14 protein-coding genes and 1 pseudogene are annotated in these 15,626 nt (G+C 71.5%); 6 read left to right on the top strand and 9 right to left on the bottom strand.

From position 1 onward, the window contains the following. Positions 1-37: 37 nt before the first annotated feature. Positions 38-1,540: a tRNA (N6-isopentenyl adenosine(37)-C2)-methylthiotransferase MiaB gene (miaB, locus tag O7623_RS30340; protein WP_282226343.1), complete on the bottom strand. Its 1,503-nt coding sequence runs from the start codon at positions 1,538-1,540 to the stop codon at positions 38-40. 43 nt (positions 1,541-1,583) lie between these two features. Then, complete coding sequence (locus tag O7623_RS30335; RefSeq protein WP_282226342.1) at positions 1,584-2,084, bottom strand: hypothetical protein; 501 nt, start codon at positions 2,082-2,084, stop codon at positions 1,584-1,586. A 168-nt stretch (positions 2,085-2,252) separates the two neighbouring features. On the opposite strand from O7623_RS30335, the gene O7623_RS30330 reads away from it, so the two are divergent. The 4 genes from O7623_RS30330 to O7623_RS30315 all read left to right on the top strand — a co-directional run bounded on the left by O7623_RS30330 (position 2,253) and on the right by O7623_RS30315 (position 5,930). Further along, complete coding sequence (locus tag O7623_RS30330; RefSeq protein WP_282226341.1) at positions 2,253-2,999, top strand: amino acid ABC transporter ATP-binding protein; 747 nt, start codon at positions 2,253-2,255, stop codon at positions 2,997-2,999. An 82-nt stretch (positions 3,000-3,081) separates the two neighbouring features. After that, the gene (locus O7623_RS30325) at positions 3,082-3,969 is read left to right on the top strand and encodes a glutamate ABC transporter substrate-binding protein (RefSeq protein ID WP_282226340.1); all 888 of its coding nucleotides are present in this window, start codon (positions 3,082-3,084) and stop codon (positions 3,967-3,969) included. A gap of 160 nt (positions 3,970-4,129) precedes the next feature. Then, positions 4,130-4,837 carry an amino acid ABC transporter permease gene (locus tag O7623_RS30320; RefSeq protein ID WP_282226339.1) on the top strand — a complete coding sequence of 236 codons (708 nt, stop codon included), beginning with the start codon at positions 4,130-4,132 and terminating at the stop codon, positions 4,835-4,837. A 70-nt stretch (positions 4,838-4,907) separates the two neighbouring features. Then, on the top strand, positions 4,908-5,930 hold the full coding sequence (locus O7623_RS30315) for an amino acid ABC transporter permease (RefSeq protein ID WP_282226338.1): 1,023 nt from the start codon (positions 4,908-4,910) through the stop codon (positions 5,928-5,930). A 162-nt stretch (positions 5,931-6,092) separates the two neighbouring features. On the opposite strand, the gene rny is transcribed toward O7623_RS30315, so the two are convergent. The 7 genes from rny to O7623_RS30280 all read right to left on the bottom strand — a co-directional run bounded on the left by rny (position 6,093) and on the right by O7623_RS30280 (position 14,174). Beyond that, positions 6,093-7,874 (bottom strand): ribonuclease Y, encoded by a 1,782-nt coding sequence (rny, locus tag O7623_RS30310; RefSeq protein ID WP_282226337.1) that lies wholly within the window; start codon positions 7,872-7,874, stop codon positions 6,093-6,095. A gap of 490 nt (positions 7,875-8,364) precedes the next feature. After that, positions 8,365-9,126, bottom strand: a complete 762-nt coding sequence (locus O7623_RS30305; RefSeq protein WP_282226336.1) for a regulatory protein RecX — start codon at positions 9,124-9,126, stop codon at positions 8,365-8,367. A gap of 5 nt (positions 9,127-9,131) precedes the next feature. Beyond that, positions 9,132-10,178, bottom strand: coding sequence for a recombinase RecA (recA, locus tag O7623_RS30300; protein WP_282226335.1), 1,047 nt, complete (start codon positions 10,176-10,178; stop codon positions 9,132-9,134). A gap of 307 nt (positions 10,179-10,485) precedes the next feature. Next, on the bottom strand, positions 10,486-10,686 hold the full coding sequence (locus O7623_RS30295; RefSeq protein WP_282226334.1) for a DUF3046 domain-containing protein: 201 nt from the start codon (positions 10,684-10,686) through the stop codon (positions 10,486-10,488). A 58-nt stretch (positions 10,687-10,744) separates the two neighbouring features. Further along, positions 10,745-12,103 (bottom strand): MFS transporter, encoded by a 1,359-nt coding sequence (locus O7623_RS30290; protein ID WP_282226333.1) that lies wholly within the window; start codon positions 12,101-12,103, stop codon positions 10,745-10,747. Beyond that, the gene (locus O7623_RS30285; RefSeq protein WP_282226332.1) at positions 12,103-12,777 is read right to left on the bottom strand and encodes a UdgX family uracil-DNA binding protein; all 675 of its coding nucleotides are present in this window, start codon (positions 12,775-12,777) and stop codon (positions 12,103-12,105) included. The genes O7623_RS30290 and O7623_RS30285 overlap by 1 nt, the downstream gene beginning before the upstream one ends. Positions 12,778-12,800: 23 nt before the next feature. Further along, a complete protein-coding gene (locus tag O7623_RS30280; RefSeq protein WP_348775117.1) occupies positions 12,801-14,174 on the bottom strand; it encodes an aminotransferase class I/II-fold pyridoxal phosphate-dependent enzyme in 1,374 nt (457 codons plus the stop codon). Between the two features lie 32 nt (positions 14,175-14,206). Here O7623_RS30280 and O7623_RS30275 point away from each other — a divergent pair. Then, positions 14,207-14,833 (top strand): annotated as a pseudogene (locus O7623_RS30275) (pyridoxamine 5'-phosphate oxidase family protein); the annotation flags it as partial. Between the two features lie 110 nt (positions 14,834-14,943). Then, the gene (gene leuE / locus O7623_RS30270; RefSeq protein ID WP_282226331.1) at positions 14,944-15,618 is read left to right on the top strand and encodes a leucine efflux protein LeuE; all 675 of its coding nucleotides are present in this window, start codon (positions 14,944-14,946) and stop codon (positions 15,616-15,618) included. The last annotated feature ends 8 nt before the right edge of the window (positions 15,619-15,626 follow it).

The following is a 15,626-nucleotide window of genomic DNA, read 5'->3' as shown; positions in this document are numbered from 1 at the left end:
CCGTCAGCGCTCGCCGGTCAAAGCAGTGGCCGGGCCGTCAGCGCTCGCAGGCCGAAGCGGTGGCCGGGGCCGGTGGCGGCGCGCCGATCGTCGGCAGACCCAGCAGCACGCCACCGGCGGTACGCGGCGTACGGCCCGCCTCGTACGCGTCGCCGGCCCGGGTACGGCGGTGCGCGATCGGCTCGCCGTCGGCGTTGAGGTGGTGCGGCGCGGCGTAGCTGACCACGGTCTCGACGATGTCGCCGGGGCGGACACGCCCGGCGAGCGTACCGGCGTCGAAGTGCACCAGCCGACCGTCCCGGGCCCGGCCGGAGAGCCGGCCGGTGCGCTCGTCCTTGCGTCCCTCGCCGACCGCGACGAGGACCTCCACCGGCTGGCCGACCAGTCGCCGGTTCTCCGCCCAGGTGATCTCCTCCAGGCAGGCGATCAGCCGCTCGTACCGCTGCTGCACCACCGCCTTCGGCAGCTGGTCGGGCAGCGCCGCCGCCGGCGTACCGGGGCGTTTCGAGTACTGGAAGGTGAACGCCGAGGCGAACCGGGCGGCCCGGACCACCTCGAGGGTGCGCTCGAAGTCCTCCTCGGTCTCTCCGGGGAACCCGACGATGATGTCCGTGGTGATCGCCGCGTCCGGCATCGCGGCGCGGACCTTGTCGATGATGCCGAGATAGCGGTCGGCGCGGTACGACCGGCGCATCGCCCGCAGCACCGCGTCGGATCCCGACTGCAGCGGCATGTGCAGCGAATGACAGACGTTGTCGGTCTCGGCCATCGCGGCGATCACGTCGTCGGTGAAGTCCTTCGGGTGCGGGCTGATGAACCGGACCCGTTCCAACCCGTCGACCTCGCCGCAGGCGCGCAGCAGTTTGCCGAACGCGAACCGGTCACCGAACTCCACACCGTAGGAGTTGACGTTCTGCCCGAGCAGCGTCACCTCCAGCACGCCCTCGGCGACCAGCGCCCGCACCTCGGCGAGGACGTCGCCGGGGCGGCGGTCCTTCTCCCGGCCACGCAGCGACGGCACGATGCAGAAGGTGCAGGTGTTGTTGCAGCCGACCGAGATGGACACCCAGCCGGCGTAGGTCGACTCCCGGCGCGCCGGCAGCGTGGAGGGGAAGACCTCCAGGGATTCGAGGATCTCCACCTCGGCGGTGGCGTTGTGCCGGGCCCGGTCGAGCAGCGCCGGGAGGGCGCCGATGTTGTGGGTGCCGAAGACGACGTCGACCCAGGGGGCGCGGCGGACGATCTCGCTGCGGTCCTTCTGCGCCAGGCAGCCGCCGACGGCGATCTGCATCTGCGGGTGCGCGTCCTTGACCGGCCGCAGATGGCCGAGGTTGCCGTACAGCCGGTTGTCGGCGTTCTCCCGCACCGCGCAGGTGTTGAAGACGACGACGTCGGGATCGTCGGACTCCCCCGCCCGGACGTAGCCGGCTGCTTCCAGCAGGCCGGAGATCCGTTCGGAGTCGTGCACGTTCATCTGGCAACCGTAGGTGCGCACCTGGTAGGTACGCGGGTGGCGGGCGTGTGCTGCGCTGGTAGTCATGACAGGGGACAGCGTAGCCGCCGGCGCGACGCCGGTGTCACGCTCAGGCGGCCGCCCGGGCCGGCACCACCGAGTCCGGGCCCCAGCGGGAGGCGCCGCAGGACACGCCGTTGTGACAGCCGGGGTCGACGAGGCTGCACGGGCGCAGGTTGCTGCGCCGGTCGCCGTAGCTGGTCGGCTCGATGTCCAGGTGCACCGGGCGCATGGTGCCGTCCGGCGAGATCAGCAGATGCCGACCGGGGTCGAGGGTGTCGTCGGGCAGGACGCAGCGGCGCCGTACCCGGCGGGCGAACGCGGCGAGCACCCGGGTCTCCGACAGCTCCGGTGGGGCGGCGTAGCAGTCGACCGTCACCGGAAAGTCCCCGGCGCCCTGCCAGATGTCGCAGAGCACCGCGTCGTCGGGGAACTGGTCCGCGACGGCGTCACTGAGCGCGACCACCGGTCGACCCAGTACGGCCGTGAGGCCGGCTCGAATCTGGCCGGGGGCGAGTGGCCCGTCGATGGACCAGTTCCACAACGCGGCGCGAAACGGTGCAATCGCCATAGGATCATGTTGCCGGGGCGGCCGCGACTACGCGGCGTGTGTTACCGCTCCGTGACCATTCGAGTTGCCTTCCGACACACAGCCCCGCCTAAAGTGGCGGGACGGTCGTGAGGTGGCCTCGCCGATCGCCGGCACAGGGGACGGTGCATGACAGGACGGAGCTCGACGGTGACGACCAGTGAACCACTCATCGTGCTCAGTGGGGTCAACAAGTGGTTCGGCCCGCTGCACGTCCTCGACGATGTCGACCTGTCGGTCCACCGGGGCGAGGTCGTGGTGGTGATCGGCCCTTCGGGTTCCGGCAAGTCCACGCTGTGCCGCGCGATCAACCGGCTGGAGCCGATCAACTCCGGCACGATCCTGTTCGATGGTCGACCGCTGCCGGCCGAGGGCCGCGCGCTTGCCCGGCTGCGCAGCGAGGTCGGCATGGTGTTCCAGTCGTTCAACCTCTTCGCGCACAAGACGATCCTGGAGAACGTCACACTCGGTCCGGTGAAGGTGCGCCGGGAGAAGCCGGCGGCGGTCCGGGAACGTGCCCTGCAACTGCTCGACCGGGTCGGGATCGCCAACCAGGCCGACAAGTACCCGGCGCAGCTCTCCGGCGGCCAGCAGCAGCGGGCGGCGATCGCCCGGGCGTTGGCGATGCAGCCGAAGGCGATGCTGTTCGACGAGCCGACCAGTGCCCTCGACCCGGAGATGGTCGGCGAGGTGCTGGACGTGATGACGTCACTGGCGGCAGAGGGGATGACGATGGTCGTCGTCACCCACGAGATGGGCTTCGCCCGGCACGCCGCGAACCGGGTGATCTTCATGGCCGACGGCCAACTGGTCGAGGACGCCCCGCCGACGGAGTTCTTCGCCAACCCGAGCAGTGACCGCGCCAAAGACTTCCTGTCGAAGATCCTCACGCACTGACACCGCTTCCGGACATGTTTCATCCATCGTGGAGTCGGCCGCGATCCGGCGGGCTTCCCATCGAAAAGGAGATCACCGAGCAATGCGTATGTCACGCGTAGCGGCGGTAGCCGCCGCAGCCGCCCTGGCGCTGTCCGTGGCCGCCTGCGGCGACAGCAACGAGGGTACGGGCAGCGAGAACCCTGAGGTGGCGACGCCGACGTTCGAGGCCGGCACCACCATGGCCCGGCTCAGCGAAGCCGGGAAGATCACCGTCGGCACCAAGTTCGACCAGCCCGGCTTCGGCCTGCTCGGCCTTGACGGCAAGCCGGCCGGTTTCGACGTCGAGATCGCCAAGCTGATCGCGGCCGAGCTGGGCATCGAGGCCGACGACATCGAGTACGTGGAGGCTCCCTCCGCCGTACGCGAGGAGGTCATCGAGCAGGGCCGGGTCGACATCGTGGTCGCCACCTACACGATCAACCCCGCCCGCAAGGAGCGGATCGACTTCGCCGGCCCGTACTACGTCGCCGGCCAGCACATCATGGTCCGCGCCGACGACGACTCGATCACCGGGCCGGAGTCGTTCGAGGCCGGCGACAAGAAGGTCTGCTCGGCGCAGGGCTCCACCCCGGCGGAGAACATCCAGGAGTACCTGGCCAACGCCGGCGAGCAGCTGGTGCTCTTCGACGTCTACGACAAGTGCGTCGAGGCGCTGCGCGGCGGTCAGGTCGACGCGGTCACCACGGACAACGTGATCCTGCTCGGCTTCATCGCCGAGAACGAGGGCGAGTTCAAGCTGGCAGGTGAGCAGTTCACCGAGGAGCCGTACGGCATCGGGGTGAAGAAGGGTGACGACGCGTTCCGCGACTTCATCAACGACACCCTGGAGAAGATCTACGAGGACGGCTCGTACGCCCAGGCGTGGGAGTCCACCGCCGGCGCGTTCGACGACAACACCCCGACCGGCCCGGCCGTCGACCGCTACTGACGACCGTCCCGGTCACACCTGACCGAGCACGGCCGGCCCGGGTGAACCTCGGCCCGGGTCGGCCGCTCGGCACCGGCCGGCCCGGGTCTACTCTGCCCCGGTCGGCCGCCAGGCACCGGCCGGCAGTCCCGGCGCACGCTTCGCAGGAAGGGTCCACCGCGTGAGAGTGCTCGTCGACCACTTCGACGTGTTCGTCGGAGGTTTCTGGCTCACCCTTCAGCTGTGCGTGCTCTCCGCGACCGGCGCGCTGCTGATCGGTACGTTCATCGCGGTCCTGCGGATCTCGCCGGTGCCGCCACTGCGCTGGCTCGGCGGGGCGTACGTCACGGTCTTCCGCAACGTGCCGCTGACCATCGTGATGTTCTTCTCGGCCTTCGGCCTGCCGGCGCTCGGCTCCAACGCGGACTTCCTGCGGATCCCGGGGCTGAGCACGATCTTCAGCCGGCTCGGTATCGACCTGCCGTACTTCCGGTTCGCGGTGATCGCGCTCAGCGTCTACACCGGGGCGTTCGTCTGCGAGGCGCTGCGCAGCGGGATCAACGCGGTGCCGCCGGGGCAGGCCGAGGCCGCCCGGGCCATCGGGTTGACCTTCACCCAGAACCTGCGGCACGTCGTGCTGCCGCAGGCGTGGAAGGCGGCGATCGTCCCGCTCGGCAGCGTGATCATCGCGATGATCAAGAACTCGGCGCTGGCCGGTTTCTTCGGCGTCGTCGGCGATCTGTCGAACTCGGCCCAGAACCTGACCAGCGCGCTCGGGGAGCCGATCATCCCGGTCTTCGTGGGCATCTCGATCGGCTTCCTGATCATGACAGTGCCGTTGGGGATGCTGCTCGACCGGGTCGAGGCGCGTCGGGCGGTGGCCCGGTGAGGACCGTCCACGGCGACCGACCGACGGCCGGACCCCAGGGACCGGGCACCACGAACGAAGGATGGGCAGCGTGAGCCAGCAGAGCGTGCTGTACGACGCCCCCGGGCCACGCGCCCGGTTGGTCACCCTGATCGTCAGTGTGCTGTCGGCGGTCGCGGCCGCCATCGCGGCCTACTTCCTGATCTACCGGCCGCTGGCGGCCCGGGACCAGTTCACCATGGACAAGTGGGGCCCGCTGGTCGACCCCGGCAACGAGGTGTTCAGCCAGGTCTGGTCGCTACTCGGGCAGGGAATCCGGGCCACGTTGACCGCCGCCGGGCTGGCGATCGTGCTGTCGCTGCTGTTCGGCACCGCGCTGGCGGTGCTGCGGATCCAGCTCAAGGCGTTGATGCGGCGCCGCTTCGTCGGTCTCGCCACCCCACTGGCGATCGCGGTGCGCACGCTGAGCTGGGTACTCAACGCGGTGACCCGCTTCTGCGTCGAGGTGTTCCGCGGGCTGCCGGTGGTCATCACGATCTTCTTCGTGGCCCGGGGTCTGCCGGAGCTGGGGCTGGAGATCACCCTGCCGTTCGGCCACGAGATGCTGCCGTACCTGGTGCTGGGCCTGACCATCTACAACGGCGTGGTGATCGGTGAGATCGTGCGCTCCGGGATGGAGGGGCTGCCCTCGGGGCAGCGGGAGGCCGCCGCCGCGATCGGGCTGACCTCGTTCCAGACGACCAGGATGATCCTGCTGCCGCAGGCGTTCCGGATCATGCTGCCGGCACTGATCAGCCAGCTGATCGTGGTGCTCAAGGACACCTCGCTGGGCTTCATCATCGGCTACCAGGAAACGCTGCTGGTGGGCCGGACGATCATCCAGAACCTGCGTAACCCGATCCAGGTGTACATCGTGATCGGAGTGCTGTTCATCGCGGTCAACTACGCGCTGTCCAAGCTGGCCGAGTTCGTCCAGCGAACGCTGGCCAAGGGGCGGCGTACCGCCGCGATTCCGCCAGCGGCACCGCCACCGTCGACGACGGCGGCCGGCCAGCAGCAGCAACCAGGCACCCCCGCCGGTGGCGCGACGGCGGCGGCCACCCCTACGCCCTGACCTGACCTGACCTGACCGCCCCGATCCATCCCGCTCGCCCCCGCCCCTGACCCCTGACCCCTGACCCCGACGATCTTGCACTTATCGACGGACAAACGCGACATTTGCTCTCGATAACTGCAAGATCGCGGGGTCAGGGGTGGGGTGGAGTGGTGGGCGACGTCAGCGGGCGATCTCGGTGACCCGTGACTCCCGGACGACGGTGACCCGGATCTGCCCCGGGTAGGTGAGCTCCTCCTCGACCTGCTTGGCCACGTCGCGGGCGAGCACCGCCGCCCCGATGTCGTCGACGTCGTCGGGCTTGACCATCACCCGGATCTCCCGGCCGGCCTGCATGGCGAAGACCTTCTCGACGCCGACCTTGCCGGCGGCGATCTCCTCGATCCGCTCGAGCCGCTTGACGTACGCCTCGAGGCTTTCCCGCCGCGCACCGGGGCGCCCACCGGAGCAGGCGTCGGAGGCCTGGGTGAGGACCGCTTCGATGGTCTGCGGCAGCACCTCGTTGTGGTGGGCCTCGATCGCGTGGACGACGTCCTCGGTCTCCCCGTACTTGCGGGCGACGTCGGCGCCGATCAGCGCGTGGCTGCCCTCGACCTCGTGGGTCAGCGCCTTGCCGATGTCGTGCAGGAACGCGCAGCGCTTGATCAGCGGCACGTCCAGCCGCAGTTCGGCGGCCATCACCCCGGCGATGTGGGCGGTCTCGACCAGGTGTTTGAGGACGTTCTGACCGTACGAGGTGCGGTAGCGCAGGCGACCGAGCAGGGTCACCAGCTCGGGGTGGATCTCGGTGATGCCCACGTCGACGAGGGCGTCCTCGGCGGCCCGGTGGCACAACTGCTCGACCTCGCTGCGGGCGGTGTCGAAGACCTCCTCGATCCGGTGCGGGTGGATCCGGCCGTCGAGGACCAGCTTCTCCAGGGTGAGTCGGCCGATCTCCCGGCGTACCGGGTCGAAGCAGGACAGCAGGACGGCTTCGGGGGTGTCGTCGATGATGAGGTTGACCCCGGTGACGGACTCGAACGCCCGGATGTTGCGCCCCTCGCGGCCGATGATGCGGCCCTTCATCTCGTCGCCGGGCAGGTGCAGCACGCTGACCACGCTCTCGGCGGTCTGCTCGCTGGCCACCCGCTGGATGGCGTCGACCACGATGTGCCGCGCCCGCTGGTCGGCGGTGGCGCGGGCATCGGATTCGATGTCGCGGACCAGGATCGCCGCTTCCCGCTTGGCCTGGCTCTCGATCGCCTCGACGAGCTCGCCACGGGCCGCCTCAGCGGTCAGCCCGGCCACCCGTTCCAACTCGCGCTGCCACCGCTCCTCGGCGGCGGCCAGGTCGGCCTCGCGGGCGGCCAGGGCGGCCTTGCGCTGCGCCAACTCGGCGGCGGTGGCACTGAGCCTGCGGTCCCGCTCGGCGACCCGGTCGGCCTCCTCGGCGTGCAGCCGTTCCCGCTCGTCCATCCGTTGCGTGCGGCGGTCCAGCTCGACCGACTGTTCCTTCACGGTACGGGAGAGCATGGCGATCTCCCGTTCGCCGCTGCGGCGGGCGGCCGCCCGGACCTGCTCGGCCTCGGACTCGGCCTGCCGGTGTGCCCGTTCGAGGATGGTGTCGGCTTCGGCGCGGGCCGCGTCGAGCACCCGCCGGGCTTCGGCGCGGGCGGCGATCGCCTCGGCCTTGGCGGCTGCGGCGTCCGTCCGGGCCGCCGCAGCGGCGGACTTGGCCTGCTCGACGGCGGCGGAGGCTTCGTCGGCGGCGGTGCGCAGCGCGGCCAACGACTGCTCCTGCCGGTCCCGGGCGGCGACGAAGGCCGGATCGTCCTCGGCCGGGGGCGCTGGCGGTGCCGTGAGAGTGAGTCGGCGCAGGGTGCGCACCCCGATGGCGAGGCCGACGAAGACGACACCGACGAGCAGGACGACGATGGCGAACAGCGCCCACTCCAGCCCGGTCATGCCGGACCTCCGGGCACGCTGACACCCATGTCTTCCGCTGCCCTACGCTGCGCCACGCCCGCCTCCAGTCCGCCGTCGGCCACCCGGAGGTATGTCGCTCCGGCCCGGCCACGGCTATGGGAACACCCGACCGTGGCGGCTGACCATCGACCAGACGGCACCTCGCGGTGCCTCGTCACGGCAGGCGAGAGCCGCTGCGACGAGCCATGGCCACCGGACCGGCCTGTCCGGTAACGACGTATCTGGCTACTGAGCTGTTGCGAAGTGATGCCGTACCGTTATGCGATCTATGTTGTGCGGTTAGCCTGCGACGGATCGGTTGTTCGTCTGTAACGCGAGGCTAGGTCGCGAGGGGCCGTTCGGTCAAGAACTCATGATCCGAGCGGCAGCAGAACGTAGGGCATCGGCGCGCTCACTCGCAGCTGATCGCACTCAGGATGCGGCGGGATGAGTCGGAAATTTGGCACATCCTGCGGAGGACGACGTCTCGTCACGTGGACCAGGACTGCCCGGCATCCGGGTCGGGAAGGTCACCGATCAGCGCATCCTCCGCCACCGTGTCGGTGAACTCTGCCGCTTCGGCGGACTGCGCGGCGAGCGCGTCGCGCACCACCGGCACCGCCACACCCGCCGGGTAGCCCTTGCGGGCGAGCATGGCGACGAGCCGCCGGAACAGCACGTCGGGCGCACCTCGGGCGGTCCGCAACTTGCGGGCGACCAGCTCCTCGGCGGTCGCCCGCTCGGTCTGCTCGTCGAGCCCGTCGAGCGCGTCCCGGGCCACCTGCGGATCCACACCGCGCTGGCGCAGCTCGACAGCGAGATTGCGCCGGGCCAGGCCTCGGCCGTGGTGCCGGCTGCTCACCCAGGCGCGGGCGAACGCGGCGTCGTCGATCATCCCGACCTCGTCGTAGCGATCCAGGACCGCCCCGGCCGTCTCGTCGGAGATGCCCCGACGTCGCAGCGCCGCCGCGAGCTCGGCCCGGGTACGCGGTCGCACGGCGAGCTGGCGCAGGCAGATGTCCCGGGCCTGCTGAGCTTCATCCTGCGGCTCGCCTCCGGCACCGGCGCTGGCCCCGGCCCGGACGTTGCCGGAGGCGCCCCGGCCGGCGCCCGGACGGTCCGGGCCGCTGCCCGGGCCGATCGGATCGTCGTCGGAACCGTCGGCCGGCGGCCGTCCGGAGGCACGGCGGGGACGGGGTGGAGCCGCGTCCCAGCCCCGCCCCGTCCGTGCGCCTCGGCGCCGCCCCGCCATGTGGGTCAGAAGTCGACCGGCGGCAGCTCAGGCCCGCCGGCTTCGTCGGCACCGAGCACCCCGACGCCCAGCTTCTCCAGGATCTTCTTCTCGATCTCGGCTGCCACGTCCGGGTTCTCCCGAAGGAACTCGCGGGCCTTCTCCTTGCCCTGGCCGAGCTGGTCGCCGTCGTAGGTGTACCAGGCGCCGGACTTACGAATGATCGACTGCTCCACCCCGACGTCGATCAGCGAGCCTTCCCGGGAGATGCCCTTGCCGTACATGATGTCGAACTCGGCCTGCTTGAACGGTGCGGAGACCTTGTTCTTCACGACCTTGACCCGGGTCCGGTTACCGACGATGTCGGTGCCGTCCTTGAGGCTTTCGATCCGGCGCACGTCCAGCCGCACCGAGGCGTAGAACTTCAGTGCCCGGCCACCGGTGGTGGTCTCCGGGGAGCCGAACATCACACCGATCTTCTCCCGAAGCTGGTTGATGAAGATCGCGGTGGTCCCGGTGCTGTTCAACACACCGGTGATCTTGCGCAACGCCTGGCTCATCAGCCGGGCCTGCAGGCCGACGTGGCTGTCGCCCATCTCCCCCTCGATCTCGGCGCGCGGCACCAGGGCCGCGACCGAGTCGATGACGACGATGTCCAACGCGCCGGAGCGGATCAGCATGTCGGCGATCTCCAACGCCTGCTCACCGGTGTCCGGCTGGGAGACCAGCATCGCATCGGTGTCCACGCCGAGCGCCTTGGCGTACTCCGGGTCGAGGGCGTGCTCGGCGTCGATGAACGCCGCGATGCCACCGGCACGCTGGGCGTTGGCCACCGCGTGCAGGGCGACCGTGGTCTTACCGCTGCTCTCCGGCCCGTAGATCTCCACCACCCGGCCGCGCGGCAGGCCGCCGACACCGAGGGCCACGTCGAGGGCGATGGACCCGGTCGGGATCACCGCGGTCTGGATCACCGGCCGCTCGCCCAGCCGCATCACCGAACCCTTGCCGAACTGCTTGTCGATCTGGGCCAGCGCCAGATCGAGCGCCTTTTCCTTGTCTGGCAATGCCGCCATTGCTGCCACCCCTACGTTCGCCGACTTCCCAGGCGTCCTGGCCGAGCTTCTCGTCACACGGGTCACGCTAGGCGCTGGGTCCGACAGAAAACAGCCGACTGGCCGCAGCCTGTGGACGAGCACCTCGCTGTGGACAATAGCCGAACAGGTGTACGACTGGGCCAGCGGACACGCCGACGAATTTCACACCAGAATGCAGTCACCCAAGCACGCAAAGTAATTGTTTACCGAGAGCGCATCAATGGACGACGACAGGTGACCGAAACGGTTGCCCGGTTGCCCCGACCGGATCCCTGCATCGGCCCGCTCACCGCAACCGGGCGGGCACCCGGTCCGGATAGGCGGCACAGACCGCCCGCCAGACCGCCGCCGTCTCCTCACCGGCCGCGAGCGCCTGCGCGATGGTACGCCCACCCAACTGGGCCAGCACCTGATCCGCAGCGATACTGCGGGCGTACGCCGGCCCGAAGACCTCGTCCAGCCGTCCCCAGAAGTCCGTCAGCCGCATCCCGCGCCCCTCCCCGATCGTCGTACCGCTGACCCGCACGTCGTGCCCCGACTCCCGGTCAGCCCGGCCGCCCTGCGGGCCGTGCCGCCGGGACCGGGCGCAGCGCCAGAGCCAGCAGCGGCACGGTGGCCACTGCGGCCAGAATGGTCAGCACACCGAAACTGACCAGCCCCACGATGACACCGCTGACCGCGCCGGCCGCCGCGCCGGCCAGCCCCATCACCAGATCGGACAGGCCCTGCACCGACGGTCGCACGTCGACCGGGACCGACTCCGACAGCAACGTCGAACCGGCCACCATCGTGCCTGACCAGCCCAGGCCGAGCAGCACCAGCCCGATCACCAGCCGCAGGGTGTCGTGACCGGCCGTCCCGGCGACCGCGCACGCGGCCAGCAACAACCCGACCCCACCCAGGATGACGGGCCGACGGCCGGCCCGGTCGGTCAGCCAGCCCACCACCGGCGCGAACGCGTACATCCCGGCGATGTGCAGGCTCAGCACCAGGCCGACCACCTGCAGCAGTTCGTCGCCGACGTGTGCGTAGCCCAGATGCACCGGTGTCATCGCCATCACGCCGACCATGACCAGGTGCCCGACCGCCACGGCGGCGATGCCGAGCCGGGCGGCGGGCCGGTCGGCGATGACCGCGAACGCCGCCCGCAGCCCCCGCCCGGGCGCCGCGTCAGGACCGGGCGCGGCGTCAGGACCGGGCGCGGCGGTGGATGCTCCGGCAGGGCCGGGTACGGCAGCCGGTGACCCGGCGGCGAGCCGGCGGGCGAGCAGCAGCGGATCCGGACGCAGCACCAGCCAGACGAGTCCGGCGGCGAGCAGGAACGCCAGCGTGCTGAAGGCGAACGGGCCGGACAACGGGGTCAGTCCGATGCCGATGCCCGCCTGGTTGGCCAGCCCCGCGAGGTTGGGCGCGGTGACCGCGCCGATCGTCGTCGCCCACACCACCAGGGAGAGCTGCCGGCCCCTGCGGTGCGGTTCGGCGAGGTCGACGGCGGCGTACCGGGCCTGCAGTCCGGCCGTGCTCGCGCCACCGAACAGCAGCATCCCGGCGAAGAGCAACGGCACCCAACCGCGCGCGGCGGCGACCACGACCAGCACGCCGCCGGCGGCGCCGACCAGGTAGGCCAGCGCCAGGCCGGGGCGACGCCCGTACCGGTTCATGATGCCCACCACGGGTACGGCGAGCAGCGCCCCGCCGACAACGGCGGCGCTCTGCGCCAACCCGGAAACGGTCACGCCACCGAGGCGGGCCGCGAGCAGACCGCCCACCGCGATGCCGATGGTGATCCCGATACCGCCGATCACCTGGGTGCCGGCGAGTAGTCGCAGGGTGCGCCGCTGCACCCGGGCGGTGTCGACCGGCGGTGGGTCGGCCACCACGGGTGCCGTGGTCGAGGAGATCATCACGAACGTCCTTCGGTCAGCAGCCGCCCGGCGATGGTCAGGTCGGCGACCAGTCCCCGGTAGGCGACGTCGCGGTCGTCGGCCCGCAACACGGCGGAGGGGTGGATGGTGGCCACCAGCACGGCCGGCGCGACCGGGAAGTCCACCGCCCGCTGGGCCGAGTCCGGCCAGGGCATCGGCACCCCACGCGAACGGGTGACCCGGAACGACGGACCGAGCAGCGCCTGCCCGGCGGTCGCGCCGAGCACCACGATCACGCGCGGACGCAGCTTCCCGAACTCCGCGACCAGCCAGGGTCGGCAGGCGGCGATGTGCACCCGGTCCGGCGTCTGATGGATCCGCCGTCGCCCGCGCAGCTCGAACCGGAAGTGTTTGACCGCGTTGGTCAGGTAGATCTGGTCGACGGGGATCGCCGCGTCGTCGACCGCGCGGCGCAGCAACCGGCCGGCCGGGCCGACGAACGGCAGACCCTGCTGGTCCTCGACGTCGCCGGGCTGTTCGCCGACCATGACCACCCGGGCGTCGGGCGCACCTCGGCCGAAGACCACCTGGCTGGCGTCCCGGTGCAGTTCGCAGCCCCGGCAACCGGCGGCGGCTTCCCGTAGGGCGGCGAGGTCGGCGGCGTCCGTGGGAACGTAGCGGTCCGCGCCCGCTGCGGTCTGCTGTGTGGTCACCGGACCTTCATACCGCTCCGGCCTCACCGGCCGACACCCGGCCTGTGCGCCGGCGTACCGGCCTGCCCTGTCGCGGCCGCCTGCCCGATCGCGGCCGCCAGTGCGGGGACGGCCGCGTCGTCGAGGCCGCTGACCGTGACCCGGATACCGGGCGCGCTGCGCAGCCGGTGCCGGGAGCCCGGGGAGACGCAGTAGCCGGCGGCGTGCAGAGTGGTGACGGCGTGCAGCTCGTCGGGGACGGGGATCCACACGTTCAGCCCGCTGTCGCCGTGGCTGGCGACGCCGAGCCTGGCCAGCGCGGTGCGCAGCGTCTGCCGGCGGTGCCGGTACGCCGTACCGGCCGCCGCCACCGTCGCCGCGACCTCGCGGTCGCGCCACAGCTCGGCGAGCAGCCGCTGCAGCACGGTGGAGACCCAGCCTGCGCCGATGCGTGCCCGGCCGACGACCCGGCCGACGGTGGCCTCGTCGCCGGCGAGCACCGCCACCCGCAGGTCGGGCCCGTACGGTTTGCTGGCCGAGCGGAGGAAGGCCCACCGTCGGCTGGCTCCGGCCAGCACCTGCGGCGCGGCGTCGGACAGCTCGGCGGCGTGGTCGTCCTCGATGAGCAGGACGTCCGGCCCGGACCGCAGGGTGGCGCGCAGGGCCGCCGCCCGGTGCGGGCCGAGGACCGCCCCGGTCGGGTTCTGGGCGCGGGTGGTGACGACGACGGCGGCCGCGCCGGCGGTCAGCGCCTGGCGCAGACCGGCATCGGTCGGGCCGTCGTCGTCGACCGGCATCGGCACCGCGGTGAGACCGAGGGCGGCGACCAGGTCGAGCAGGTCCGCCCAGCCGGGGTCCTCCACCGCCACCCGGTCGCCCGGCCGCAGATGACTGGTCAGCAGGCGCTCCATGCCGTCGAGGGCACCGCTGGTGAGAGTCATGGCGCCGGGTGGCAGGCCGACCTCGGCGAGGCGGTCGGTGGCCAACGCGGTGATCTCGGGCAGTACGCCGGCGTCGGCGTAGCCGGCGGTGGTGCCGTCGGCGGCCAGTCTCCGGGACACCTCGGCCAGCGGCCCGGCGAGGCCGGGCAGCAGTCGGCGGTCGGGTTCGCCGGTGGACAGGTCGAGCCCGCCGGGTGGTGGGCCGGGTCGGGGGGCGGATCGGGGTCCGGCGACCGGCGGCCGGGGCCGGATCCGGGTGCCCCGGCGGCCGGCGGTGTCCACGATGCCGCGGTGCCGCAGCGTCTGGTACGCCCGGGCGACCGTGGCGGGGCTGACCCCGAGCGCGGCGGCCAGGCTCCGGACGGCCGGCAGCGGGTCGCCGGCGGTCAGGTCACCGGTACGCACGCCCGCTTCGACGCTGGCGGCGATCTCGATGGCGGTGGATCCGCTCGGCTGATAATGTGCTGCCACAGTCATCAGATTGTACTAGTACGAAATCGGAGCCGCCGATGTACCCCCGTACCGCCCGCACCACGGCAGCCCGCGACCGCGACCGGATCAGCTACGAACGGGCAGCCGCCCACCGCATCCTGGACGAGGCGTACCACTGCTGCCTGACGTTCGTCGTCGACGGCGCGCCGCGCGCCCTGCCCACCCTGCACGTCCGCGTCGACGAAACGCTCTACCTGCACGGATCCACCGGCAGCACGCCGCTGCTCGCCGCCCGGGGGCCCGCCGGGCTGGCGGTCTGCGTCGCGGTCACCCTGCTCGACGGGCTGGTCTACGCCCGGTCCCAGTTCCACCACAGCGCCAACTACCGGTCCGTGGTGGTGCACGGCAGCGCCCGGCTGGTCACCGACCCCGACGACAAGCGCCGGGCACTCGACGCCCTGGTCGACAAGGTCGGTCCCGGTCGCAGCGCCGACGCCCGACCGCCGAGCCGCAAGGAACTCGCCGAAACCGCGGTCCTCGCCGTCGGCCTCGACGAGGTGTCGGTGAAGTCGCGCAGCGGCGCGCCGATCGACGACCCGGCCGACCTGGCGCTGCCCTACTGGGCCGGAGTCGTGCCGCTGCGTACCGTCGCCGACCCGGCACAGCCGGCACCCGGGGTCACCGGCCCGGCCCCGGCGTACCTGCCCGGCGCCGCGCCGGCGGCCGCACCGGCCGCTGCCCTGCCCGCCGTGCCGCAGGACACACCGTGACCAGCGACAAAACCGCTCGCCCCACGGCCCGACGGTAGACGAAGATGACCGGCGTGCTGGGCATCACCGACATCTGGACCTACGTCCTCGGTACCGTGGCGATCATCCTGCTGCCGGGGCCGAACTCGCTGTTCGTCCTCTCCACCGCCGCACGTCGGGGCGTGCGCTACGGCTACCGGGCCGCCGGCGGCGTCTTCCTCGGCGACACGGTGCTGATGGTGCTCTCCGCCGCCGGTGTCGCCTCGCTGCTCAGGACCCACCCGACACTCTTCACGGTGATCAAGTACGCGGGGGCGGGATACCTCGCGTACGTCGGGTTCACCATGCTGCGGGGTGCCTGGCGACGGTGGCGTCGACGCGACGACCCGCAGGCACCCCGGCTGGTGGACGCCGCCGAGCCGGCAGCGGTCCGGCACCCGTTCCGCCGGGCGACCGTGATCAGCCTGCTCAATCCGAAGGCGATCCTGTTCTTCGTGTCGTTCTTCATCCAGTTCGTCGACCCGGCCTACCCGTACCCGGCGCTGTCGTTCCTGCTGCTCGGTCTGATCGCGCAGCTGTTCAGCGTGATCTACCTGACCGTGCTGATCTTCACCGGCACGTACCTGGCGATGCAGTTCCGCCAACGACGCCGGCTCGCCGCCGCCGTCACCAGCGGCATCGGCGCGCTCTTTCTCGGCTTCGGCGTCAAACTCGCCACCGCCAGCGCCGGCGCGGCCTGACGCCTCGT

It is taken from the genome of Solwaraspora sp. WMMD791 (genome assembly GCF_029581195.1).
In the GTDB taxonomy this organism is placed as follows: Bacteria; Actinomycetota; Actinomycetes; order Mycobacteriales; family Micromonosporaceae; genus Micromonospora_E.
Note: the sequence above shows the minus strand (reverse complement) of the source record. Positions and strands in the feature narration are given on the sequence as shown.

What these genes read in the sequence shown, in the direction of transcription:
- O7623_RS30295 (WP_282226334.1), bottom strand. Translation starts at nt 10,686, where the DNA reads ATGCGGCTGACGGACTTCTGGGGACGGCTGGACGAGGTCTTCGGGCCG.
- O7623_RS30335 (WP_282226342.1), bottom strand. Translation starts at nt 2,084, where the DNA reads ATGGCGATTGCACCGTTTCGCGCCGCGTTGTGGAACTGGTCCATCGAC.
- O7623_RS30280 (WP_348775117.1), bottom strand. Translation starts at nt 14,174, where the DNA reads ATGACTGTGGCAGCACATTATCAGCCGAGCGGATCCACCGCCATCGAG.
- O7623_RS30325 (WP_282226340.1), top strand. Translation starts at nt 3,082, where the DNA reads ATGCGTATGTCACGCGTAGCGGCGGTAGCCGCCGCAGCCGCCCTGGCG.
- O7623_RS30305 (WP_282226336.1), bottom strand. Translation starts at nt 9,126, where the DNA reads ATGGCGGGGCGGCGCCGAGGCGCACGGACGGGGCGGGGCTGGGACGCG.
- recA (WP_282226335.1), bottom strand. Translation starts at nt 10,178, where the DNA reads ATGGCGGCATTGCCAGACAAGGAAAAGGCGCTCGATCTGGCGCTGGCC.
- O7623_RS30290 (WP_282226333.1), bottom strand. Translation starts at nt 12,103, where the DNA reads ATGATCTCCTCGACCACGGCACCCGTGGTGGCCGACCCACCGCCGGTC.
- rny (WP_282226337.1), bottom strand. Translation starts at nt 7,874, where the DNA reads ATGACCGGGCTGGAGTGGGCGCTGTTCGCCATCGTCGTCCTGCTCGTC.
- leuE (WP_282226331.1), top strand. Translation starts at nt 14,944, where the DNA reads ATGACCGGCGTGCTGGGCATCACCGACATCTGGACCTACGTCCTCGGT.
- miaB (WP_282226343.1), bottom strand. Translation starts at nt 1,540, where the DNA reads ATGACTACCAGCGCAGCACACGCCCGCCACCCGCGTACCTACCAGGTG.